The following is a 23,287-nucleotide window of genomic DNA, read 5'->3' on the forward strand; positions in this document are numbered from 1 at the left end:
GAACATTTGTTCCATCAGCGTTCGAGCCAGCCGCCTGGCTAGGACAGCTTTCGATAGAGTCCTCAACAATGACAGTCAAAGACGAGCTGCGAGGCCGCTTCAACTCACTGAGCCCCGCCCTCCAGCGGATTGCGAAATACGTGCTGGACCATCCGAATGAAGTGGTCACCAGTTCGATGCGCACCGTGGGTATCAGCGCGGACGCGCGTCCGGCAACGCTGGTGCGATTTGCGCAGCAGCTGGGATTTGCCGGCTGGCCCGAACTCAAGCAGGCGATGGCACAGGAAATGGGCCTGGGCCGCGAAGCGTACGGCGAGAGGGCTCGCTCTTTGCTGGAGCGCGCCGGTGACCAGGGCCTGGCGGGCGAGATATTTCAGGTTCACAAGGCGAACCTCGAGTTCACCGAGCGACACAGCAGGCGTCGGCTCCACGACGCGGCCGCCTTGCTGGAGACTGCGGCCAATGTTCATGCTGCGGGGTTCCGGGCCTGCTTTCCCGTCGCGTTCTCCTTTGTCTATGTCTATCGGCTATTCAGGAACTCTGTGCATCTCATAGACGGCCAGGGCGGCTCTCTAGAGATGCAGACCCGCTCCATGACTGAAGGGGATGCACTCCTTGTCGTCAGCTTCGCGCCTTATTCCAGGGAGGTGCTGCAGGTGGTGGAAGCAGGAAAGCGTGCAGGCTGCAAGGTGATTGCCGTCACCGATAGCGATGCCTCGCCGCTGTCGCTTCAGGCAGATGCGACACTTCTTTTCTCGACGCAGAGTCCTTCATTCTTCCCGTCAATCACTGCCGGGATGGCATTGACAGAGTCGTTGCTGGAACTGCTGGTCAGCCGTGCGGGCCAGCCCGTCATCGACCGCATCGAGAGCGCGGAGGCACACCTTTTCGAGTCAGGCGCCTATGTGGATGCTGCCAGGAGAGGCCGCTAGCGCTGCCGAGGAGGCCGGCTGTCCGGTTGTCACAGCGTGACGCGGCAAGGCCCTTTGCTTTCCATGACGCAGCGGCTGCAGTTGATGAGTCTCGGAGAAGCGGGGAACGGCAGCGGGCCGGCGGCGGCGCGAAGCTACGCGATGCCTGCAAGGGGTGGCTGTGGCGGCTGTTGACCTGATCGAGATCAAGGCAGGACCTTCGGCTCTGGCGGTGCAGGCGCCAGTGGTGCTAGATTCATTGGCGGTCCATGTGGATCGTCAATGGATGCTTCATGAACATCACTTTTCACGGTGCGGCGCAATCGGTCACGGGCTCCTGCTTTCTGGTTCAGGCCCATGGCTGCCGCTTTCTGATCGATTGCGGCATGGCCCAGGGCGGGCGCGAGGCCGACGAGCACAATCAGCAAGCTTTTGCGTTTGACCCCGCAAGTCTGGATTTCGTCGTTCTGACCCACGCGCATATCGACCACAGCGGTCTGCTGCCCAAGCTCGTGGCCCGGGGCTTCAAGGGGGCAATCTATGCCACCTTGGCCACCAAGGACCTGCTCGAGGTTTTGCTCAAGGACAGTGCCCATATCCAGATGGTGGACGCCGAGCGTGCGGCGCGGCGTCAGCGTGAGGGTAAGGGGCGCGAGCGCGATCTGACCGTGCCGCTGTATTCGCTGGCCCATGTGGCGAGCACGCTGGAGCAGGTCCAGGCCATGCCTTATGGCCACAGCTTCGAGCCCCATCCTGCGGTGACCGTGCGTTTTCAGGATGCCGGGCATATTCTGGGCTCGGCCATTGTGGAGCTGTGGCTGGCAGACGGCCTGGGCGGCACGCGAAAGCTGGTGGCCAGCGGCGATCTGGGCCAGCCGGGGCGGGTGATTTTGCGCGATCCCACGCCGATCACGGACGCCGATCTGCTGCTCATCGAGTCCACCTATGGCGACCGGCTGCACAAGAGCACGGGCGATACCCTGGAGGAACTGGTCGATGTGGTTACGCGCACGGCTCCCCATGGCAATGTGGTCATCCCGGCATTTGCCGTGGGGCGCACCCAGGAGCTGCTCTATCACTTTCTGCAGCTGATCCAGCAGCAGCGCCTGCCGCCGGTCGAGATTTTTGTGGATTCGCCGATGGCGGTGGCGGCTACGGACATCACGCTGCGGCACTTCAGCGTGTTTGACGAGGAGGCCAGGCAGTTGCTGGGCAGCGTCAGAAGACTCAAGGAGTCGCCGCACATTCATTTCATCAGCGATGTGGAGGACTCCATCAAGCTCAACCGCATCAGGAGCGGCGCGGTCATCATCTCGGCCAGCGGCATGTGCGACGCGGGACGGGTGCTGCATCATCTGAAGAACAACCTGTTCAGGCCCGAGTGTGCGGTGGTGATCTGCGGCTTTCAGGCCGAAGGGTCGTTGGGTCGCAGGCTGGTCGACGGTGCCAGGCAGGTGCGCCTGCTTGGAGATGAAGTCGAGGTCCGTGCCGGCATTCATACCCTGGGCGGCTTTTCGGCCCATGCCGATCAGCAAGCTCTGCTGGACTGGGCGGCCGCTTTCACCCGTCCGCCGCAGCAGACCTTTGTGGTGCATGGGGAGCAGCATGCCTCCCTGGCCTTGGCCACGCTGCTGCACGAGCGCCTGCATTTCTCGGTGCAGCTTCCGCAGCCGGGCCAGGTCTTCGAGTTCTAGAGTGTGCCGGGAAGTCTCCGAGATGCGGACTCCTCCTGGCGCGCGGCCTGTTGCATGATGTTCTGGCGGCGATGCCTGATGCCGGTCGAGGCCGGATTCGTGCAGCGGCTTTTCGGCACTGCGCTGGATGAGCTGCTGCCCGGCATGCGTCTGCATGTGCGGCGTCTGGGCGATACCAGGCGCGCGCTGTCCCTGGGCGGCGGGCGCATCTATCTGCCGCGCAGCTTTTTTGAGCATGCTGACCCGCATCGGCCGCTGCGGCTTGCCCACCCTGTGGTGGCTGGCGTCTTCGCCCATGAGCTGCTGCATCAGTGGCAGCGCCTGCAAGGCCGTCCGGTGACGTGGGAGGCGTTCGGCCTGCATCTGCGCGCGGCTTGCCTGCGGCGCGATCCCTACCACTATCAGGCCTGTGCAGATCCGCATCAGATGCTGCAGTGCTTTCTGGACGCAAGCGTGGAGCAGCAGGGGCAGATCTGGCAGGACCATGTTCAGGCCCTGGTGCAGGGCCAGCCGCTGGCTTGCATGTGCCTGATTGCCGAGCATGTGCACCAGGCTCAAGCTGGCCAGACCAGGCCGGGCCGGGCCCGCAAAGATTAGGCAGCCGGGTTGAGCGCGGCTATGAGATCGTGTTCGTCCACATCGCGCGCCGCGCCGAAGCCGGCGACATGCCTGCCGCCTTGCGGTGTGATGCAGACAAAGCGAAAGTCGCCCAGCGCCGTCATGGGCTCGGCTTCGGGAAAGCGCTCCAGATAGCTGGCCCGGGCGCCTTGCCATAGGCCGCTGTCGCGTGGCGGAGTGGATGCCACGCCCTGGATGCTGATGCGCTCCAGCGCATGCACGGCTTCGCCAGCGGACTCTGGCCTGCTCATCAGCAGGCTGACGGCGGGATGCCGCTCCATGGCCTGTGTGTGGCTGGCCAGCGCACTGACATGCAGTACCAGGCAGCTGAATTCGCCACTCCAGGCCCATGGAACCAGAGACAGGCCCGGGGCCGGAAGATATCCGGGCGCTGAAGAGCCGGCCTGCGGCTGTACGGCCAGGGCGGCGGTGCGCTGGCTGGCGAGTAGCTGGCGCAGCGACTGCTGCAGGCGTGATTCATGAGGCATTTGCGCATGGTAAGCCAGAGCGCGGGGCCGGACCAGCTTGAGCCGCGCCAGGCCGCGCCGGCCGTCACCTGCGTGACCGACTGTTGGGGGCATCCCGGATGCCGGGCCGAGGCGGCAGGCCTAGTCTTGCGGACTGATTAGTCCACCCGGACTATGTATACGCTTTTCTGATTGCCTGACTCATGCCCGCTCACCACAAGTTTTGGCCCAATCGGCTGCCACATTCCATCACGGTTCCAGCAACCAGCGTCTGGGAGAACCTGGCCGTCAATGCCAGGCGCTACCCGGACAAGGCCGCGCTGGTGTTTCTGGGTCGCACCACGACCTATAAGCAGCTGTGCGAGGGTACGGAGCGCATGGCCGCCTATCTGCATGGCCTGGGCGTGAAAAAAGGCGACCGCGTCATCGTGCTGATGCAAAACAGCTCGCAGTTGGTGCTGGCGCATTACGCCATCTTTCGAGCCAATGCGGTAGTTGTGCCGGTCAACCCCATGAATACGGCCGAGGAACTCAAGCACTACATCACGGACTCCGGCGCCAAGGTGGCCATCACCACGGCCGATCTGGCTCCGGAGCTGGCCAAGGCCAGCAATGCCCTGGAACCGTCCGATGCGCTGCAGCACCTGCTGGTCACCCGGTTCACCGACGGCTTTGACGCCGATGTGCAGGGGCCGGATGCTCCGCCCGAAGCCTGGCGCAACTGGCTGATGGGCGAGCGCGAGCCCGCACAGTTGAGCCATGGCCAGGTGCATGCCTGGACCCAGGCGCTGGCTTGTGGCGATGTGCCGCCGCCGCATACCGCGGGCCGTGACGATTTGGCCTTGCTGCCCTATACCAGCGGCACCACGGGCCAGCCCAAGGGCTGCATGCACCTGCACCGGAGCATCAACCACAACGCTGTCTCCGGTGCGATGTGGGGCACGGGCACCAGCGAGAACGTGGTGCTTGCCGTCGTGCCCATGTTTCACATCACGGGCATGGTGTCCGTGCTGCATAGCGCCATCTACGTGGGGGCGACGCTGATCATCATGCCGCGCTGGGAGCGCGAACTGGCCGGGCGCCTGATCTCGCACTATCAGGTCACCAGCTGGACCAATATCCCGACCATGGTGATCGATCTGCTGGCCAGCCCCAACTTTGCGTCCTTCGATCTGTCCAGCCTCAAATACATCGGTGGCGGCGGCGCCGCCATGCCCCAGGCCGTGGCCCAGCGACTGCTGGAGCAGTACGGGCTGCGCTTTTGCGAGGGCTATGGCCTGACTGAAACTGCCGCACCCTCGCACAGCAATCCGCCTGACCACCCCAAGCAGCAATGTCTGGGCATCCCCTTCATGAGTACCGATGCGCGCGTGATCAGCCCCGACACGCTGGAGGAAGTGCCCCAGGGGGAGCAAGGCGAGATCGTGGTCAACGGCCCCGAGGTGTTTGAAGGCTACTGGCAACGCCCCGAGGCGACCGAGCAGAGCTTTATGGAGCTTGATGGCAAGCGCTTTTTCCGTACCGGAGACCTGGGGCGTGTGGATGAGGATGGCTATTTCTTCATCACCGACCGGCTCAAGCGCATGATCAATGCCAGCGGCTTCAAGGTATGGCCGGCCGAGGTGGAATCCCTGATGTTCCGCCATCCCGGGATTCAGGAGGCCTGCGTGATCTCCGCCAAGGATGCCTATCGCGGCGAGACCGTCAAGGCCGTGGTCGTGCTGCGTGCCGGCCATGAGGCGACGACGGCAGAGCAGATCATCCAGTGGTGCCATGACAATATGGCGGTCTACAAAGCGCCGCGTCTGGTGCAGTTCGTGACGGCTTTGCCCAAGAGCGGCAGCGGCAAGGTGATGTGGCGAATGTTGCAGGAGCAGGAAGTCGTAGTCTGAAATGCAAAGAGGGAAATGGCGGAGAGCAGCTTCCGCGTAGATTTGCGGCATAGCGTGCTTTGTGCTTGATTCTATGTTTCGATAGGCCAATGTATTGGCCTGTCCTTACTTCGTTAATGACTGCTGCCTGGTCTTGGTCAATGGCTGAGACTGTCCAAGAGCGGCAGGCCGGCATCATTGCCCGACAGGCAGCCTCAGGCTGGCTGCAGTCATCCCGTTTTGGAGAACTGGCACGGCTGCCGTCATTGGCGGTCATTGGACTTTTCGTGCCCTGAGTGATCGCTGTACCACCAGGATCGGCCATTCAGCAGAGCTCTTGCAAGGGCAATCAATGATCACTGGAACCAGGCGGGTCAAAAGCAGTTTTCCTGGCTACGAACGGGTGGTTCTACCCCATTGCAGACCTCGAGCGCTGTTCCGAAGATGCGGTCAGAGCATAGGTGCTGCGTTTTCACTCCCAGGCCTATGCGGTGTCATCTACCAAACGCTTCAACGGCCAGTGAAGATATGGATCGCCCGAGGCGAGTCAGGACATCCGGTCATCCGAGACTGCGCCGGGCAGACGTTGCAGCCCGTGGGCAAACCAGCCGACTTGCTCCGTGCTGCGTACATCCAACTGGGGTACATAAGGCTTGATGTCGAGTACAGGCGTACCGTCCAGCATGTCGTTGCCGCGAAAGCACAATATGCGTCCCTTGACCTGCACCAGTTGCACAATGGACAGACCAAGCCGGTTGGGCCGCGCTGGAGCACGGGTCGCAAATACGCCGTGGCTCACCGTATCCATAAACGGCACGACTTCCAGCTTCTCCACCGCCTGGTGCAGATGGGTGATCAGGATGAGGAACTCAAAGCCTTCGATATCACGCAGTCCTGGGGCGAACTCTTCGAAGACCTCCAACTCACCTTCAACGTCGGCTGCTGCCACAGTCTGTATCGGCATTCCCTGGGCACTTTGAAAAGGGCTATGAATGATGCCAATGGGGCGTAGTGTGATGGTGTCTGTCATAAGCTGCGGCTCAATATTTTGGAGTGTTATATTCCAAAGAATATAACGCTACGCTGCATGCCAGCGCTGGCCTCTGCAGAGGATCTGAATGTTGAATGCTGTTAATCACGACGAGAGCACTGCCAATTTGAATCAATATCGAGCGCGGCGTTCCTCACGGCGCCTCTTTGCCCCCAATCTGCTGGGACTGGCGGGCATGGTCACGCTGCTGGTCGCCACGCCCGTCAGAGCCGCAGAGTCAGTGCTTGTTGCCGCCATGGGCGGCTACCGCAAACCGGTGCTCGAACTAATCGAGGCATTTCGCAAAGAAACGGGTGTTGAAGCGCAGGCTGCATTCGGCCACATCAAACAGATCGAGACCCAGGCTAGGCAGAATCGGGAAGTCGTTTTTTTGATTGGTGACAAGAGTCTGCTGGAGCCGACCGGACTATTCAGCAGCTTTGACCGGCTCGGTACAGGTCGGCTGGTTCTTGTCTCAAGCAAAGGCAAATCCTTGAATAGCCTTGACGAGCTCAAAAACACGGCCTTCACGCGCGTCGCAATTCCTCATCGCACGCGGACCGTATTTGGCAGAGCGGCCGATGAGTGCGTGAAGCGACTTCACCTCGCCGATGCGCTGGCTCCCAAGTTGCTCGAGGTTGAAGGTGTGCCTCAAGTCGGTGGCTACATCACCTCGGGCGAAGTGGATGCGGGGTTCGTGAACAAGACTGAGGCGCTGGCGATTGCCGGGCGCGCAGGCTCCGTGCTCGAATTGCCACAGAGCTGCTACGACCCGATTGAGATATCGCTTGGCACAGTCAGGGATCGTTCCCTCACCGAGGCACAAAGTCGCTTTCAGGCCTTTATGCAAGGTGACACCGCGCGGCGCATCATGACCGCCAATGGTCTTTAAACCTCTGCCCGGCTGTTTTGCTCGCTGAGACCTGTGCCTGGACCTCCATCCCACTGACACTGAAGGTTATGGGCTGGAGCGTGTTGCTGCAACTGGCGCTTGGAGTGCCCATTGCCTGGGCTTTGGCTCGCTGCGCATTTCGTGGCAAGGCCTTGCTCGACGCGCTCGTGACCTTGCCGCTGGTCTTCCCGCCTATTGTCATCGGCTATGCACTGCTGCTGTTGTTGGGGCGCGAGGGCTGGTTGCTGGCTTGGTTACCTCTGGAATGGAGGCCGCATTGGGTGTTCAGCGAAACCGGCCTGGTGATTGCTGCGGTGGCTGCAGGCCTTCCGCTGATGGTTAAACCGTCCCAGGCCGCGTTTGCTGAAATCGATGAGTCATTGCGTGAGGTGGCAGCGACGCTGGGTGCAAGACCTTGGCAGGTGTTTATGAAGGTCGAGTTGCCGCAGGCTAGGCTCGGTATTCTGGCCGGACTGGTGTTGGCGGCTGGCCGCGCGATGGGGGAAGTCGGCATCTCGCTGATGTTGGGTGGCAATATCAGTGGGCGCACCGAGACGCTGTCGCTGGCTGTTTACAACCATGTGCTGGGGTCAGAGACAGATTGCGCGAATGCGCTGTCTCTGGTGCTGACTGGAGTTGCAGCATTGGCATTCTTTCTGCTTCGGAAGTTTGAAAGACCGGTCGCGAACAAAACGTGAGAATTTTCTCGGTTCTCGGCATGCAACGCGGGCCTAGCCATGCGGCTCAGGTGATCTGCCGCGCACCACTTGGACCTGGCCGCAGCCAGCTCAACGGGCCTTTATGCTGCGCTGCGTGAACTGCTGGCCGCCGGGCCAGATGACTCGGGGCTGCTGCCAGGTTGCCAAAAGGCTCTGACGGCATCGAGCATGGTCGGCTTGCGCGGCTCGGCTGCGGCCTTTATGCTGCCGAGGCTGATGAATCCAGCCAGAGACTCTGTGGGGTCAAGCCCCAGCTCAGCACACAACAAGGCATCGAAACAGCGCTCGCCGCTGAGCATGATGGCACCGAAGCCGAGTTGGTGCGCGGCATTCATGAAGTTGCCTAGGGCGCAGCCGGCTGCCAGCCATTGCTCGCGCTCCGGCACTCGCATGCGCAGCTGAGGCGACACGATGAAAGCCAGCAAGACAGGACTGCGCGTGGCATGCTCGCGCGCACGCTTGACGTCTTCACGGGAAGCGAGAGGGTCGCGGCGCAGCTTCTCCTGCTTGAACAGATTTGCCAGGATCGCGCGCGAGTCGGCAGTGAAGACAAGCACACGCCATGGACGCAGACCACCGTGATCTGGAGCACTTAACGCCGCCTCGATCATCAGATCAATTTCTTGGCTGTCTGGTCCTGGCGCTTCCAGTCGCTTCGGTGATACAGAGCGTCGCTCCAGCAGAGGTGAAATGGTCTTTCTGCGGTTCAAGGCGGCAAACACATGCTTGAGTGTGGCAACCGCATCGGACAAGTTCTGGGCCCAGGCCACGACCTTTTCGCCTTCTGCTGTGAACCCGCGAAACGCTGCCCCGGCTTCTATCAGTGAGCAGCCGTATTCGCGCTCCATATCGGCAACGGCCTTGCTCAGCTGTGCTTGAGAGACCTTGCACTCGATTGCTGCGGCTACCCAGTCCTGCTCCTGGTGGAGGGCTAGCAGGTAGGAAAGGTGATCTTGCTTCACTAAAGCCCTCTATTCAACTTGATTGCTGCGCAGCGCCAACAAGGCATTGCTTGTTCGAACGCGCCGGTGGACGGTGATTGGGGTCACCCGCATGCGCCATGTGCTCACAGGTTCTCGCCCCGCCAAGCTTGCCAGCTGGCCTAAATGTTCCGAGGCCGGGCTTGCTTTCAGTCTCCGGTCCCTGAATATCGGATCAGAGGGCGCAACATGGACTTGAGGGGGGCGGGCGTGTTGTCCAGCTCGCACAGCGCATCTGCCTGCTCATACAAGGCGGCGGTCACGCTGGGTGGATAAGCCTGATGCAGATTGGCCACTGCAAGACGGGTATAGAGCGCAGACGCGATGGCCTTGCGGTGCTCTGGCTGCTCGAGGTTCAGCCCCCATATCGACTCCTCCAGCAGAATCTCCAGCACTTGCAGCCGCTCTTCGACACTGAGCTTTTCGCTTCCCATATAGATCTCGATTTCCGTAAGCGTTGGGGACGACTGAGCAGCCTGAAGCAGCAGTCCATGCGCGTCAGTAGATGAGGTCCATCAGGCCATCTCTCGTTATATTCGAGTATATATTACGATGGGTTGGGCAGTCTCCCGACAGAGGCTTGGAAGCCCTGCCGCAGCCTACAACGAACCCGACTTGATGTATTGAGCGCCCGTGGTGAAGGCGCATACATTGCTCCCGGTCATGAGGTCCAGGGTGCAAAGTGCCACTTTGGCATGCACTACCATGGCCGAGCGGGACACCTGCAAATCAGCGTGCCTGTCAGATGCCTGCCTAGCTGCTCTGGACCAGGGCGACCAGCTTGTCCAGATCGGACTGGCATGCTTTGAGTGCCTCTTGCTCTATACGTCGATACAGTGCGACGACCAGATGCCCTGTGTCCGTGAGTGCTGTACCGCCGCCATGAGTGCCCCCGGTTGAGGTGATCACTGCCGGAGCATTCAACGCATGATTGATTCCATCGACAAGCAACCAGGCCCGGCGATAGGACATGCCCAGGGACTTTGCCGCAGCTGCAATGGATTTCGTTTCGTTGATGGCCTCCAGTAGTTCAATTTTCCCCGGGCCGATGGCAATGATGTCACCTGTCATGACGCGCATGCGAAGCTTCACTGCCGGTGCAGCAGGATTGGAGTCTGAAGTTGTAGCGGACATGCGGATAGGAATCGGTAGACGTGAAATGAAGGAGCATGCAGTGCCAGGCATCCTGGCAGCGCGGGAATCCACCCCGGCGCATCCTGAATTATGGCGAGAGCTTTGGCTTTAATGCCGAAGCAGCCATATCTGAACTGCCCGGTTTAATCGAGACAGTTTTTCCTAGAAGAACGCCGGCACTCCCTCCTGCGTGCTACTTAGCTCTTCGGTGTCACCGATTTACGGATGTGAGCGGCCGCTATTGGCCCCAAAGCAGCCTCGCGCGTCAGAACTGCAATTTTGTGGACCGCCGCAAAGCGGTTGTCGACATGCCCGTAGCCATAGACGGCAGCGGGTCGTCCAGCGACAGTCGCAGATCGGCCCAAAGCGGACTGCGAAGTGAAGGACAAGCGCTTCATCCATTCAGCGCTACGTGTGTGGGCCTATGGTTGGACGTACCAGAACTCAGCTGAGCGGGCCCATGCGCTCGCGATCTGGCAGCACCACTACAACTGGCACAGGCCACACAGCGGCATCGGTCACATCGCTGCGATGTCCAGGCTCAAATCTGCAAATAACCTCTTGACGGTTCACAGCTAGGCCACCCCGCATCGACTGATCCATTACGAATCCTGAGCGGAATCCTTTCTTACCAGGAGCTAACTCATTCGGACGATGCGCCAGAAACTGGGCCTGCATAGGCTAGATCACATGCCGCATGACCTGGCGAGAGGGGCCGCAATCAGTGTCGGTCGAAACTGGAAATATCCGGCTCCACCAAATTAGCGTTCAAGCCAGCATGACTACTCAGCATGACTATTAGTTCGGAAGGGTAAAACGATGAATCGTGTGAAGCAGAAAAGCCGGAAACTATTGTTGTTCGTGGCCCTCGCCACCTCAACACTCCCCCTCGTCGCTCGATCATCCCCACTCGACCTGCGGCCTCTCTCTGGCGACGCGATACACCAAAGCACCGTCGAACGACGCGCCGTTGAACTCGCAATCTGGGGCATCCCCATGGTAAATTTCGACGGCATTCTCCAGTCAATGGAACGAGCCGGCGGACACGCCAACGAAATCGCTGTGTGGACGCGTCCGTCGAACTGGAAGAATCAACTGCTTACGCCCAACAGCGAAGTTTTGTACGCAATTCCATTCATCAACACCAAGGATGCCGGGCCGATGGTGCTCGAGATCCCTCCTGCGGACGGAGGCACAATCAATGGTTCGATAATGGACGCTTGGCAATCCGCAGTCGAAGATGTGGGCATCGCCGGCGCTGACAAGGGAGAGGGCGGAAAATATCTGATCCTGCCACCTGGATATCATGGCCAAGTGCCCGACGGCTACATTGTCGTTCCGTCACAGACGTTTCAAGGATTTGCTCTGCTCCGTTCCATACCGAGGAGCCACAGCGAAGCGGACATCGCTGCTGCCGGCTCGTACGTGAAACGCGTAAAGCTATACCCGTTGTCCACCGCTGAAAGCGCGGCCGAAACGAAGTTTATCGATGTGACGAACATCGAGTTCGATGGGGCAATTCCCTACGATCTCCGCTTCTTCGAGGCACTTGACAGGATGGTTCAGATTGAACCGGTTCAGGCGCGAGACAAGATGATGTATAGCTGGCTGGCATCAATCGGCATCGAAAAAGGTAAGCGATTCGCTCCGGACAATACGACAAAGACAATCCTCCTTTCTTCGCTTCACGAAGCGCACCAGTGGTTCGTAAATCGATTCCTGATGGTGCCGCCTCGGTATTACCCTGACAGGCAGTGGTTCTTTCCAGCGGAACCTGGTGTCAGCGAATCTCTAGGAACGTTTGAGCGCGGTGACCGCTATCTAACCGATGCGCGTGGCACCATCTACTATTTCGGATTCAGCAACATCAAAAACCCTGGCACAGGTCAGTACTACCTGCTGACAACAAAGGACAGCGGCGGGCACTTCCTCGATGGAGGTACCACTTATCGCCTCACCGTACCCCCGAATGTGCCTGTCAGCCAGTACTGGTCCATCACCTTATATGACCGCGCGACCCACACGTTTGTACGCGGGGTAGAACTCCCGACGCGCTCTTCGCTGGAAGCCGGCCTAGAAAAGAATTCGGATGGTTCCGTGGATATCTACTTTGGTCCGAAGGCACCGGCCCGGCGCGCCGGGAACTGGATTCCGACCAAATCCGGTGGGACCTTCGAAGTGATGTTTCGGGCATATGGTCCGACGAAGCCCCTCTTTGACAAGACGTGGCAATTGGAAGACATCGCTCGGGTTCGCTGAGTCAGATCAAATTGTTGGTGTCGTACCTGACCGGCCTTTAGGATTCGCTGCTGCTGATCACGCACACGCCGGTCGACAACGGCTCGATCAAGGTCTGACACGCATTGATGGTCAAGTCGCCCTCGGGCAGCAACGAAGTGGTTGTGCCCGACACCGTTGCGGCCATGCGGTGCCAGGGTTAGTTGATGTGCCCGAGCGGCCGTAGCGCGGCGACTCGAACACCACTCCCTTGTACGAGTCCTTGAACTCGGCCAAAGTCTGGAACACCGTGGTCGATGCACGCACCACGGGCGGATTGACCGACTTTGTGGCCACGCTGGATTCGCGGCCGAGATGAGCAAGGGCGGCGTCCAACTGCCAGATTTGAGCGGGTTGATATTCGTTAGTCATGGCTCTATGCGTAGTAGATGGTTGAGCGGTGGTCAGCGTGCGGCTGCGTGGCGGCGCGTGCTGGGCAGAAAGGCTGTGGCCAGACCGAGCAACGGTAGAAAGGAAACGAGCTTGTAGACCCAGACAATGCCGTAGACGTCGGCCAGTTCGCCAAGGCTTGCGGCACCAATGCCGCCGATGCCGAACATCAGGCCGAACATCACACCGGACACCATGCCTACACGGCCGGGTACGGCCTCCTGGGCATAGACCACCAGCGCGGCAAAGGCCGAAGACATAACCAAGCCGATGGCGATGGCTAGGCCTGCCGTCCAGAACAGGTTAGCGAACGGCAAGGCCAGCGCGAAGGGCGCAACGCCTAGGAACGACACCCAGATCACAGCCTTGCGGCCGATGCGGTCTCCCACCGGGCCGCCAGCGAAAGTGCCAGCTGCCACGGCGGCCAGAAAGATGAACAGAAAAATCTGGCTGTCCTGCACGCTCAACTGGAAGCGCTCGATCAGATAGAAGGTGAAATAGTTCGTGAAAGCCGCGATGTAGACGAACTTCGCGAACATCAGGATGGCGATGACCACGATGGCGCGGATCACGCCCGACCGGTCCAGGCCTTCGCCGCGTGTGCCGGCTAGGTGCTTGGCCTGGGCGTGCCCGTGTCGCAGGTTCCATTTCGTGATGCGCCACAGCACCCAGACGGCACCCGCAGCCACGACCATGAACCAGGCTACGGCCAGGTGCCCATGTGGGATGACGATGGCTGCCGTAAGCAAGGGTCCGATGGCAGAGCCGGTATTGCCACCCACCTGGAAGGTGGATTGCGCGGTGCCAAAGCGGCCACCCGATGCTAGGCGCGCCACGCGCGATGCCTCGGGATGAAAGGTCGCCGAGCCTACGCCGATGACCGCAGCCGCCAACAGCAGCAGGGGGTAGCTGTTCGCGGTGGCCAGTAGTCCGATGCCGATGAAAGTTGCCACCATGCCCGAGGGCAGCAGGTATGGCATGGGGCGCTTGTCTGTGTACAGGCCCACCCACGGCTGGAGTAGCGAGGCAGTGAGCTGGTAGACGAGCGCGATCATGCCGATCTGTCCGAAGCTCAGCGCGTAGTCGTGCTTGAGCAGAGGATAGATGGCCGGCAGCATGGCCTGGATCAAGTCGTTGAGCAGATGCGCGAACGCGGCTGCGCCAACAATGTGGAAGACGAAGCCTTGCGGCTTGGCGGGGGTCAAGGTCTCGGCTGCACCGAGACTGGCGGTCTTGGTAGACATAGTTGTGGCTCTTGCATGGTGGTGGCTGGCACAAAGCGTGTGGCTGCACCGGAGGACTGAAGGTTACGGTCACAGCCAAAGTCCGTCTCCCGACATTCCGCCAAAAGCTGTAGAGTTTCAGACATGCAGCAGTACGGCCCTAAAAAACATCTCGACTTCCACAGCCATCCGCGTCCGCTTGTGGCGATGGAGAACCGCTGGGCTGCAGGCACCTCGACAGGCTGGCACTCGCACCCGCGAGGCCAGCTGCTCTATGCGACAGAGGGTGTCATGGTCATCCACTCGAATGCAGGTTCCTGGGTGGTGCCGCCGAACCGTGCGCTGTGGATGGTGGCCGGCTTGCGCCACAGCGTCACCATGTCGGGGAATGTGCTGATGCGTACCGCCTACGTGGACGAGGCGGCCATCAAGCGATTGCCAAAGGAGAGCTGCGTCATAAACGTGTCGCCGCTGTTGCGCGAGCTACTGGTGGAGGCTGTGAAGTTGCCGGTCGCGGGTGCGTTATCACCGCGGGACAAACGCCTGATTGGCCTTTTGATCGATGAGCTGCGCGTGTCCAGCACCGTCGCGCTGCACCTGCCCATGCCGAGCAATGACAGGCTGCGGCCCATCTGCAATGCGCTCATCGAGCGGCCTGACGACCAGGCCAGCGCGACCGAATGGGCACAGACTATCGGTGTAGGTGAGCGCACATTGCAACGCCTGTTTGCCAAGGGGGTCGGCATGACGTTTTCACAATGGCGCGAGCAGGCGCGGCTGTTGGCCGCCCTCACTGCCATCGCCCAGGGTAGGAAGGTCATCGATGTAGCCATGGACTGCGGCTACTCAAGCCACAGTGCGTTTACCGCGATGTTTAGGCGGCATTTCGGCGCGCCGCCTTCAGCGTTCTACCAGTAGCGACTAGAAGAGCGCTGGTACTACCTCCTGCGTGCTACTTAGCTCTTCAGTGTCATCGATTTGCTGATGTGAGCGGCCGCCATCGGCCCCAAAGCAGCCTCACGCATCAGAACTGCAACTTTGTGGACCGCCGCAAAGCGGTTGTCGACATGCCCCTAGCCATAGACGGCAGCGGGTCGTTCAGCGACAGTCGCAGATCGGCCTAAAGCGGACTGCGAAGTGAAGGACAAGCGGCCACATATAGCTCCTTTCATCTCAGCCGACTGGCAACCGCACGATGACACTTTCCTAGATACGCTCATTTTGAAAATGACTCATATCGCAGGCAACAAGCGTAACGCTTCATGTTAAGGGCTCACCCACGTGACCCAAACATCAAGTCAACTCTAGCAATCAACTCATTGACTGGTAGCTGCCGCAAAGCATCGAGCGCATCAACAAGGATCGAGTAGCCGTGAGCTCGATGTGTGCGCTTGCTCATCGAGTGTGTCTCGTTTCTTTTGGCTACTTTTAGCCAAACTTCATGGACTAGAGTCGCCCCCTTTAGCTAGTTATCGAGAGTCAACAGAGGGTCGGTCTAAGCCGGTGCTGCCAGCTAAAAGCAGTCACACCCTACCGTTGCCATGCCTCGATTCATATTGATCCAAGTGAAAAAATCATTGAACCATTCATTGGGGGAGACCGCATGAAAGCGTTTATCCCATTGTGCATTGCCTCGCTGTGCTCCGTCGCATCGGCTCAGACCAACGTGCCCTCGGGCCGCATAGTCCCGACTCCCATCTACGGCGTCACCGTGGACGATGTGAGTCGGCTTAGCGACATCACGCGCAGCCTATCGTCGCTGGCCTACCGGCCTACCACGCGCATCGTCTTCGATGAGTTCGTCAACCCGGACTATTACCGCAAGCCAGCAGTGGAAATCTCCAAAGTGTCCTATGTGATGGGTGAGATATTGGACTCGTACTACGTCAAGCAGTACAGCGTAGATGGATACATACAACGGACTAATCAATACCTCAATGCGTTGTCGGATGTAGTGGATATTTGGGAAGTGGCCAACGAGGTCAACGGTGAGTGGCTGGGCGCCAATGCCGATGTGGTGGCGAAGATGACCAACGCCTACAGCATCGTGAAAGCGCAGAACAAGACGGCCGCGCTCACGCTCTACTACAACCAAGGCTGCTGGTCTCAACCCTCCAATGAAATGTTCAAGTGGGCCGAGGCCAATGTCCCTGCCTACATGAAGCAAGGTCTGGATTACGTCTGGATTTCCTACTATGAGGATGACTGCAATGGACTCAAGCCCAACTGGCAACAGGTGTTCGACAAGTTGCGCGTGATGTTTCCCAATTCCAAGATCGGGTTCGGGGAAGTGGGTACCTCACGCAAAACCAAGAAGGCCGAGTACCTGAGCCGCTATTACACGATGAAGATCACTACTCCGAATTACGTGGGCGGTCACTTCTGGTGGTACTTCAGGCAGGACATGGTGCCCGTCACCAAGGAGCTGTGGACTACCCTGAATACGGCGATCAAGGCGGCGCCCCGGTAGGTCAGCGAAGTCTCCTCGAATCTTCGCGCCACTTCAAAGTTGAGAATCCACCCGACGGAGGTCTCTGCATGAAGAAATCCAGATTTAGGGAAGCGCAAATCGTCGGCATCCTCAAAGAGGTCGAACTCGGCGCCAAAGTCGGTGACACCTGCCGCAAGCATGGCATCAGCGATGCCACTGGCAAGCCCGATTCGGCTTTCCGCAGGAAGCCAATGATCTTTTCTTCCGTAAATCTCTTCTTCCTGTCCAATCTCCTGTTGCATGGGATTGGACTCCAAGCTCACCTGCTACTCAATTCCGGGGGGATGTCGGGGTGCCGTTGATGGGCATGAAGAGCAGGTGTTTTTTCTTCGCCGTGGCCACGGCGTCATATTTGCGCGCCAGCCGGGTGATGAAGTGCATGCCTGATTCATTGGTCTGGTCGATGTGCCGGACCTGGGTTGCGCCCAGCTTGGCATCCACCTTGCGGGTGAGCTTGTTGCGCTTGGCCAGAGTGGCCAGCGTGGCCAAGATGGTGTCATGCCAGCTTTTCTCGGTGCGCTTGCGGATCTCGCCGCCCAGATCGGCAGCACGGGCGCGGATGGTGATGATGTCCGGGGTGCCGCTGTGCTCGGATTCGTCCACCATAAAGGTGCCTTTGTCGATCAGCTGAGCTCCTTGCGACCCCAGCTGCGTATTCCGGTTGGATTGACCACCCGTGCCGGAAGCTGCTGACCAGTCTACTGGTCGTGACCGACTGAGTTCGGCCAGAAGCGGAAGTCCAGCTGGTCGATGTGAGCGGCGGCTTGGGGCATTGCAGTCTGGTGATCAACGCTCCAAAAGGTCCGGGAGAGCGCACCGCGCTTGCTGGCCCGAAATACACCAGACCCACCTTACAGGTAAGCACCAGCTACCGGTGCATATGGACTAGCTTAGCGCATAGGTCACGCGCACGCCTCATAGCACCATGGTGTCAATGTCGGTGATGATGGTTGTCGCCGAGTCACGCCCAGGCGTTGGAAGCGCCCGAAGCACCGCCCCGAACTCCAGACCTCTTTGGTACCACCGCCGAAATCCAATGTGGCGGTGCTGTGCGGCCGCCCTGCTATTGCGATGCAATGGTGAGGCTGCTATGCCGTTTGCTGAGTGTTAGTCCAACTATTCCCGAAGTGATATGTGAGAAGCGCAAGAGTTGCGATCATGCCAAGTGAGATAAACGCGGTGCTGTAACCGAAATGCTGAGTAATGGCACCAGCGAAGGCGGGACTGAAGGCTGCGCCAACCCCTTGGATAGCCATCACCGCACCAAGGCCCGCATTAATGTGCCCTGTGCCGCGCAGGATGCTGGAGACCAAGCCGGGCATGGCAACACCGAGCAGACCCGCTCCAATACCATCGAGAACCTGCACAGGGATCACAGCCCACGGAGATTCCCAGTAGCCAGCCACGAGTCCTCGCACGGGGAGTACCATCAGCGCCGCCATGATCAGGGGACGATATCCATGGTTGCTTGCAAATCTTCCCGCCCATAGAGCCATGGGGATCATGACCAGTTGTGCAACGATTACGGTCGATGCTGTAAATGCGCTGGGCTCTACTGCTGCTCGTGTGACCATAGCCTGCGCAAACAGCGGCAGCATAGCGGCATTGCCTAGGTGAAACAGCAGCATGGTTGCAGCAAGCAGGCCGAGCTCACGGGAATGAGCCAAGGCATGAAGAGTGGAAGTCGGGGCACATTGGGCTCCACCTAAAGCGGATTTCGGATCAAGGCCTCGTGCTCGCTCGTTATCAATATCTTGAGGACGAATATTGCGCAGGCATAGCAGGGATGCGCAGGCCATTAGCGTCATCAGAATTAGCACAGCTGAAATGCCCCAGCGATAGCCGGCAAAACCGGCCAAGGTGGCCCCAGTCATGTTGCCAGCATGGTTCCAGGCTTCGTTGGTGCCCAACTGCTTTGATAAATGCTGTTGATCTACGAGACCCAAGGTTATGCCCATGACACCGGCTCCCAGCAAGGCTCCAACTATTCCCGTCACAACCTGGGAAGCAAGCACAACTCCAAAAGATGGCGAACTCCGTAGAGTCAATGTGGCAAGGGTGAGCGCTAGAGTGCCCATGGATAGCAACAATCTTTTCTGGCGCGACGCATCCACCCAGGCGCCCATGGGCGTTGTCGCCAGCATGCCTGCGATACCTCCAGCAGTCATGACATAGCCAATGTCGTCGGCGCGCCAGCCTTGTCCAAGCAGAAGAACGCCCAAGAAGGGGCCGAGGCCATCGCGTACGTCAGCCAGGAAGAAATTCAAACCAGACAGCCAGCTACGTGAGCCAGCATGTTCTTGCGTCATGTGGAGCTTTGCCATCTTTTTCCTAGTGCAAAGGGCCTTTGAAGACGAAGAACGCTCCCAGGCAGATGAAGCCGAAACCCAGAAGGTGATTGAGCGTGAGCTTCTCTCCCAGATAGACGACGGAGAAGACTGCAAAGACCACCAAGGTGATGACCTCTTGCATCGTCTTGAGTTCGGCAGCGCTGTACAGGGTGTGGCCAATGCGGTTTGCCGGCACGGCGAAGCAATATTCAGCCAAGGCGATCATCCAGCTCACGAGTATCACCAGATACAAAGGGCGATCTCCGAATTTGAGATGGCCGTACCAGGCCACGGTCATGAACGTGTTGGAGATAAAGAGCAGGACGACGGGCAAGATTTTGGGAGACATGTCGTATTTCGGTGGGAGAAATAGGGCGATCAAGGCCAGTGCGACTGGATGCCGCACAGGCCTGCCAGATTTCGATGCCTCTGTTTACTGGGCGCGGTCGTAAAGCGGTTGCAGGGCAGCTAATGTGGTGCCCATGCTCACGGCCTCCAACGAAGTGCCAAACTCATTGCGTGTGCCCATCCCCGACGCTGCGAAAGCGGCTCCAGGTTGAACGGAAATACGCAGGCTCTCGGGAGGGAAGCGAACAATGCTGCCGTCGCTGAGGATGACGCCATTTGCCTCTCCGCGCGGACCCGTGAGCACGGTGTCTATGCGACCCTCGACCTGTTGAGTCTGCAGACGTTGAGCGCGCAGATGTGGGGGCAAGACCCGTCCTTCGCCTACAACAGGGGGCTGCTCGTAGACTGTCCGCCCGCTGGCAGTCTGGACGATAGCTTCAGCCTGTACTGTGCCTCGGGTTTGCGCTCTACCAATGACGCGCACAGCATCCCCGACCTTGACAGCGGCCAGGAGCGCCTCGGCCATGTGCGGTGGGAACTTAACGATGGTGCCGTCTTTCAAGCGCAGCCCGTCGACTTCTCCATAGGGATTGATAAGCATCCTCTGCACCTGGCCTTCCACAACGTACTGCCCGGCAAGACCGGGGCGGGAGGGCATCGGAGGATGTTGGGGGGCAGGACCATGAGGCTGGGCTTGCACGCTCAGGCTGCACAGGCTGAAAGCAAGCACAGCAGGCAGGGAAGTAATCGACTTGGACATTGAAGGACTCCTGGGTTGAGTGAAAAACACTCCCTAGAAGTTGCAACGACCGTGCCATTCATGATTCTTAATTAAATCAAAGGCTTGGTGTTCTTGATGATCATTGCTTGTCCGCTTGTGTGACACGGGGTGTCACAGAATCGGACACTTCCCACTTTGAAGTGATCTAGTCCAAGTCGAACTCGGCCAGCTTGCGATATAGCTGTTGGCGCGACAATCCCAGGCGTCTGGCGGCTTCTGCACGGTTACCTGTGGTCGCAGCGAGGGATCGGGCAATCATTTCTCGTTCGACGCGTGCCACTGCCTGGTCAAGAGAACCATTCCAGTCGATCTCTAAGCCCGGAGTGCTGGGTGCTGTGGGTATCTGCAATCCAACGTGCTCGATCTCAATCACAGGACCATGGCTGAGCAGCACCGCTCGTTCCATGGCATTGCGCAGTTCGCGCACATTGCCAGGCCATGGGTGGGCCAGTAGTAGTCGAGCCGCTGCAGCGCTCAGGCGCTTGGGCGAGTCACCCCCCTGCAGGCGTAAAAAATGCTCGGCGAGCAGCACTACATCTCCCAGCCGCTCACGCAGCGGAGGAAGCCAGAGAGGTACTACCTGCAAGCGGTACCACAAGTCTTCTCGAAACCGTCCTTCCTTAACGGCCGTGGGCAGATCCTGGTGGGTGGCAGCTACGACACGCACGTTCACGGACTGCACTCGGTTGCCGCCCACCGGCGTCACCTCGCGCTCTTGAAGCACCCGCAGGATTTTTGCCTGGGTGGACAGCGGCATGTCTCCGATCTCATCGAGAAACAAAGTGCCGCCATCCGCTTCCCGGAAACGGCCCATGCGTTCATTGACGGCGCCGGTGAATGCGCCTTTGACATGGCCAAACAGCTCGCTTTCCATCAACTCAGCCGGAATTGCAGCACAGTTCACGGGCACAAAAGGCCCTTCTGCTCTTGCGCTATTGCGATGTAGGGCCCGAGCCACCAGCTCCTTGCCAGTTCCGGTTTCACCAAGAATCAAGACAGTGGCATCGCTGTCTGCTGCAAGCCCAATGCGTTTGAAGACCTGACGCATTGCCTCGCTGCTGCTAATCAGCTCACTGCCGTCGTGCGTATCGGCATCGGGGGATTCTGCCGTCCCTTGGACCTGCTGGGAGGAGGGCGGTCTCTCCCGCAATGCTCGCTCCAGTGTCTCCACCAGACTGGCACGCGCAACAGGCTTGGTCAGGTGATCGAATGCACCCAGACGCATGGCCTCTATGGTGTTGTCACCACTGGCATAGGCGGTGAGCATGATGCAGGGCACGAAGGAGATCTTGGCTGCCCGGCGTAGAAATGACAGGCCGTCTTCACCGGGCATGCGCAGATCGACGATGACGGCATCCACGACTTCTGTGCGCAGCCTGTGCAGACCGGCATCGGTGGTTTCGGCCTGCAGCACGGAGTGACCCAGGTCCTCAAGCATTTCCGCCAGACTGGCGCGAAATGCGACATCATCATCAACAATCAGGATGTGGGCCATGGCAGCTCCATCTCTATGCGAGTTCCTTTCACGGAAGGCGCTAATGCAACTCGCCCACCGTGTCCCTGAACGATTTCGCGCACCAGCGCCAAACCCAGTCCGGTACCGCCAGCGCGAGTCGTGGCGAACGGTTCAAACAGCGTTTCGCCCAAGGAAGGCGGGATGCCGCAGCCGTCGTCAGCCACCCAGAGCCGCAAAGCGCCTGCAGGCGTGCGGCTCGCTCCAAGCTCAATCGAACCATGAGGCACGGTATGCGCAAGCGCGTTGAGCAGCAAGTTGTCATAGACCCGTGCCATCTGGATGGGATCGAACAAAGCAAGTCCTTGTGCGCTAGCAAGCAACTGGGACGAAAGCGCCACAGTAAGCTGTTTGTGCTGCTGTTGGGCAGCCTCGGCGTGGGCGTTGCATCGCTCCTGGAGCCATTGGTGCAGATCGACTTCCTGATGCTCCACGCGAAGCGGCTGAGTCAACGCCAGCAGACTGGACACTAAGGCTTCGAGGCGTTCGGTTTGCGACAGCACGACTTGCAGTGCACTATCGGCGCGCACACTGCGCAGCTCAGCAGGAGCCGCGAGTGCGTTCTCCGCTTTCATGCGCATGGTGCCCAGCGGATTGCGTATCTCATGAGCCAGTCCTGCAGACACCCGGCCTAGTGTGGCCAGACGCTCAGACTGAGCCAGTTGTTTTCTGAGTTCTGCAGACTGGCGTTGCCATCGTGAAATCATCCGGCCGAGCCAAGCCCCGGATACCACGACCAGTGCAAGAAGCAGGCTCACCGCAAGGATCAGCGTATTGACTGTCTCTGCTGCCATGATCGGCACGCGCATCAGCGTCCAGGCGACCAGGCGCTTGCCACCCAGATCGACAGGGCAGGCGGCAAATGCGACAGCTTCGCGTAGACCGGGCCGTATGTCGGTCACAAGTACGCCAGCGTCCTGGGCACGCTGTGCGGTGGATGCAATGCGTTCCAGCTCGGCGCTTGGCGGGTCGCGCTTAATGCCAGTGCCGTCATAGGTCGGGAAGGCATATGCAACAACGCCCGCATCGGCTTGCCAGAAGCCACCTTCCATACCTGGTTGATCCCGCAGCGCGAGATCGAGAACTGCCTGGGCGATTACCGGGGCAACGCTGCGGGAGGTATCGGCAGATTGCTGACGCAGGTGCTCTGTACTGGCCTGGAGAGCCCTGCAACTCGTTGAGGTCAGGCGCTGTGCGTGCGCGATTTGAGGGCCAGCACCTTGCCGGCTGAGTGTCAGTAGCAGCCACCCAAGTACAAGGGCTACTACGGCAATGCACACCCAGAGGATCAGCAAGTCACGTCGGACGGGAACAGGGAGTGATAGGGCAGATTCCATTGATGTGACACTTGGGAAGGACTTAGGGTATCAGCTTCAGGCCGCCTTCAACATGTCACCGAATCATATCTGCGCCGCATTCGGACGATCTTGAGATTCCAGGGCTGAGGACACTGAAAAGCTCTTACTCCTTACCTACTAAGCATTCAATACAGGAGTCGATAAGACTATGAAGTTTCATCACACGATCAAAACCCAGCCGCTTGAGATAGCCCCCTGAATCTCCGGACACAGTCCATCGCTTATCTTCGAGATTGGCATAGGACTGTACGTATGACTAG

21 protein-coding genes and 2 pseudogenes are annotated in these 23,287 nt (G+C 59.4%); 11 read left to right on the top strand and 12 right to left on the bottom strand.

Annotation, left to right across the window (positions count from 1 at the left end; translation table 11 throughout):
* Positions 1-68: 68 nt before the first annotated feature.
* From AC1RTQ_RS21595 to AC1RTQ_RS21605, 3 genes are all read left to right on the top strand, one after another.
* Complete coding sequence (locus AC1RTQ_RS21595) at positions 69-932, top strand: MurR/RpiR family transcriptional regulator (RefSeq protein WP_492878771.1); 864 nt, start codon at positions 69-71, stop codon at positions 930-932.
* A 272-nt stretch (positions 933-1,204) separates the two neighbouring features.
* Positions 1,205-2,605: an MBL fold metallo-hydrolase RNA specificity domain-containing protein gene (locus tag AC1RTQ_RS21600; RefSeq protein WP_492878774.1), complete on the top strand. Its 1,401-nt coding sequence runs from the start codon at positions 1,205-1,207 to the stop codon at positions 2,603-2,605.
* A 78-nt stretch (positions 2,606-2,683) separates the two neighbouring features.
* Entirely contained in the window at positions 2,684-3,202 is a 519-nt protein-coding gene (locus AC1RTQ_RS21605; protein WP_492878776.1) for a hypothetical protein, read from the top strand.
* Here AC1RTQ_RS21605 and AC1RTQ_RS21610 read toward each other — a convergent pair.
* Entirely contained in the window at positions 3,199-3,711 is a 513-nt protein-coding gene (locus AC1RTQ_RS21610; protein WP_492878826.1) for a pyridoxamine 5'-phosphate oxidase, read from the bottom strand. The two genes, AC1RTQ_RS21605 and AC1RTQ_RS21610, sit on opposite strands and share 4 nt — an antisense overlap.
* A 182-nt stretch (positions 3,712-3,893) precedes the next feature.
* On the opposite strand from AC1RTQ_RS21610, the gene AC1RTQ_RS21615 reads away from it, so the two are divergent.
* A complete protein-coding gene (locus AC1RTQ_RS21615) occupies positions 3,894-5,582 on the top strand; it encodes a long-chain fatty acid--CoA ligase (protein WP_492878778.1) in 1,689 nt (562 codons plus the stop codon).
* A gap of 526 nt (positions 5,583-6,108) precedes the next feature.
* On the opposite strand, the gene tsaA is transcribed toward AC1RTQ_RS21615, so the two are convergent.
* Complete coding sequence (gene tsaA, locus AC1RTQ_RS21620; RefSeq protein WP_492878780.1) at positions 6,109-6,591, bottom strand: tRNA (N6-threonylcarbamoyladenosine(37)-N6)-methyltransferase TrmO; 483 nt, start codon at positions 6,589-6,591, stop codon at positions 6,109-6,111.
* An 88-nt stretch (positions 6,592-6,679) separates the two neighbouring features.
* Here tsaA and modA point away from each other — a divergent pair, with 88 nt between their 5' ends.
* Both modA and modB read left to right on the top strand, forming a co-directional pair.
* The gene (modA, locus tag AC1RTQ_RS21625; RefSeq protein ID WP_492878782.1) at positions 6,680-7,483 is read left to right on the top strand and encodes a molybdate ABC transporter substrate-binding protein; all 804 of its coding nucleotides are present in this window, start codon (positions 6,680-6,682) and stop codon (positions 7,481-7,483) included.
* Between the two features lie 17 nt (positions 7,484-7,500).
* A complete protein-coding gene (gene modB / locus AC1RTQ_RS21630; RefSeq protein WP_492878784.1) occupies positions 7,501-8,181 on the top strand; it encodes a molybdate ABC transporter permease subunit in 681 nt (226 codons plus the stop codon).
* 101 nt (positions 8,182-8,282) lie between these two features.
* Here the strand turns inward: modB and AC1RTQ_RS21635 are convergent, their stop codons facing one another.
* From AC1RTQ_RS21635 to AC1RTQ_RS21645, 3 genes are all read right to left on the bottom strand, one after another.
* Positions 8,283-9,164, bottom strand: coding sequence for a nitroreductase family protein (locus AC1RTQ_RS21635; protein ID WP_492878786.1), 882 nt, complete (start codon positions 9,162-9,164; stop codon positions 8,283-8,285).
* A gap of 167 nt (positions 9,165-9,331) precedes the next feature.
* Positions 9,332-9,616 carry a hypothetical protein gene (locus tag AC1RTQ_RS21640; protein WP_492878788.1) on the bottom strand — a complete coding sequence of 95 codons (285 nt, stop codon included), beginning with the start codon at positions 9,614-9,616 and terminating at the stop codon, positions 9,332-9,334.
* Between the two features lie 319 nt (positions 9,617-9,935).
* On the bottom strand, positions 9,936-10,262 hold the full coding sequence (locus tag AC1RTQ_RS21645) for a winged helix-turn-helix domain-containing protein (protein WP_492878790.1): 327 nt from the start codon (positions 10,260-10,262) through the stop codon (positions 9,936-9,938).
* Between the two features lie 435 nt (positions 10,263-10,697).
* Here AC1RTQ_RS21645 and AC1RTQ_RS21650 point away from each other — a divergent pair.
* Both AC1RTQ_RS21650 and AC1RTQ_RS21655 read left to right on the top strand, forming a co-directional pair.
* Positions 10,698-10,895: pseudogene (locus AC1RTQ_RS21650) on the top strand (integrase core domain-containing protein); the annotation flags it as partial.
* 240 nt (positions 10,896-11,135) lie between these two features.
* Positions 11,136-12,575, top strand: coding sequence for a DUF1254 domain-containing protein (locus AC1RTQ_RS21655; RefSeq protein WP_492878792.1), 1,440 nt, complete (start codon positions 11,136-11,138; stop codon positions 12,573-12,575).
* Positions 12,576-12,997: 422 nt separating this feature from the next.
* Here the strand turns inward: AC1RTQ_RS21655 and AC1RTQ_RS21660 are convergent, their stop codons facing one another.
* The gene (locus AC1RTQ_RS21660) at positions 12,998-14,227 is read right to left on the bottom strand and encodes an MFS transporter (RefSeq protein ID WP_492878794.1); all 1,230 of its coding nucleotides are present in this window, start codon (positions 14,225-14,227) and stop codon (positions 12,998-13,000) included.
* A 123-nt stretch (positions 14,228-14,350) separates the two neighbouring features.
* Between AC1RTQ_RS21660 and AC1RTQ_RS21665 the strand changes: the two genes are divergently transcribed.
* From AC1RTQ_RS21665 to AC1RTQ_RS21675, 3 genes and pseudogenes are all read left to right on the top strand, one after another.
* The gene (locus AC1RTQ_RS21665; protein ID WP_492878796.1) at positions 14,351-15,124 is read left to right on the top strand and encodes an AraC family transcriptional regulator; all 774 of its coding nucleotides are present in this window, start codon (positions 14,351-14,353) and stop codon (positions 15,122-15,124) included.
* A gap of 685 nt (positions 15,125-15,809) precedes the next feature.
* On the top strand, positions 15,810-16,676 hold the full coding sequence (locus tag AC1RTQ_RS21670) for a hypothetical protein (protein ID WP_302091037.1): 867 nt from the start codon (positions 15,810-15,812) through the stop codon (positions 16,674-16,676).
* Positions 16,677-16,744: 68 nt separating this feature from the next.
* Positions 16,745-16,855, top strand: a pseudogene (locus AC1RTQ_RS21675) (transposase); the annotation flags it as partial.
* A gap of 112 nt (positions 16,856-16,967) precedes the next feature.
* Here AC1RTQ_RS21675 and AC1RTQ_RS21680 read toward each other — a convergent pair.
* The 6 genes from AC1RTQ_RS21680 to AC1RTQ_RS21705 all read right to left on the bottom strand — a co-directional run bounded on the left by AC1RTQ_RS21680 (position 16,968) and on the right by AC1RTQ_RS21705 (position 22,721).
* Positions 16,968-17,303, bottom strand: coding sequence for a hypothetical protein (locus AC1RTQ_RS21680; RefSeq protein ID WP_492878799.1), 336 nt, complete (start codon positions 17,301-17,303; stop codon positions 16,968-16,970).
* A gap of 482 nt (positions 17,304-17,785) precedes the next feature.
* Positions 17,786-19,021: an MFS transporter gene (locus tag AC1RTQ_RS21685; protein ID WP_492878801.1), complete on the bottom strand. Its 1,236-nt coding sequence runs from the start codon at positions 19,019-19,021 to the stop codon at positions 17,786-17,788.
* Between the two features lie 7 nt (positions 19,022-19,028).
* The gene (locus AC1RTQ_RS21690) at positions 19,029-19,376 is read right to left on the bottom strand and encodes a DMT family protein (protein WP_492878803.1); all 348 of its coding nucleotides are present in this window, start codon (positions 19,374-19,376) and stop codon (positions 19,029-19,031) included.
* A gap of 84 nt (positions 19,377-19,460) precedes the next feature.
* Positions 19,461-20,135 (bottom strand): hypothetical protein, encoded by a 675-nt coding sequence (locus tag AC1RTQ_RS21695; protein ID WP_302090743.1) that lies wholly within the window; start codon positions 20,133-20,135, stop codon positions 19,461-19,463.
* Between the two features lie 166 nt (positions 20,136-20,301).
* Complete coding sequence (locus AC1RTQ_RS21700) at positions 20,302-21,651, bottom strand: sigma-54-dependent transcriptional regulator (RefSeq protein WP_492878806.1); 1,350 nt, start codon at positions 21,649-21,651, stop codon at positions 20,302-20,304.
* Positions 21,636-22,721 (bottom strand): sensor histidine kinase, encoded by a 1,086-nt coding sequence (locus AC1RTQ_RS21705; protein ID WP_492878808.1) that lies wholly within the window; start codon positions 22,719-22,721, stop codon positions 21,636-21,638. The genes AC1RTQ_RS21700 and AC1RTQ_RS21705 overlap by 16 nt, the downstream gene beginning before the upstream one ends.
* Between the last annotated feature and the right edge of the window lie 566 nt (positions 22,722-23,287).

Source organism: Comamonas sp. GW821-FHT11H03, from assembly GCF_058807955.1.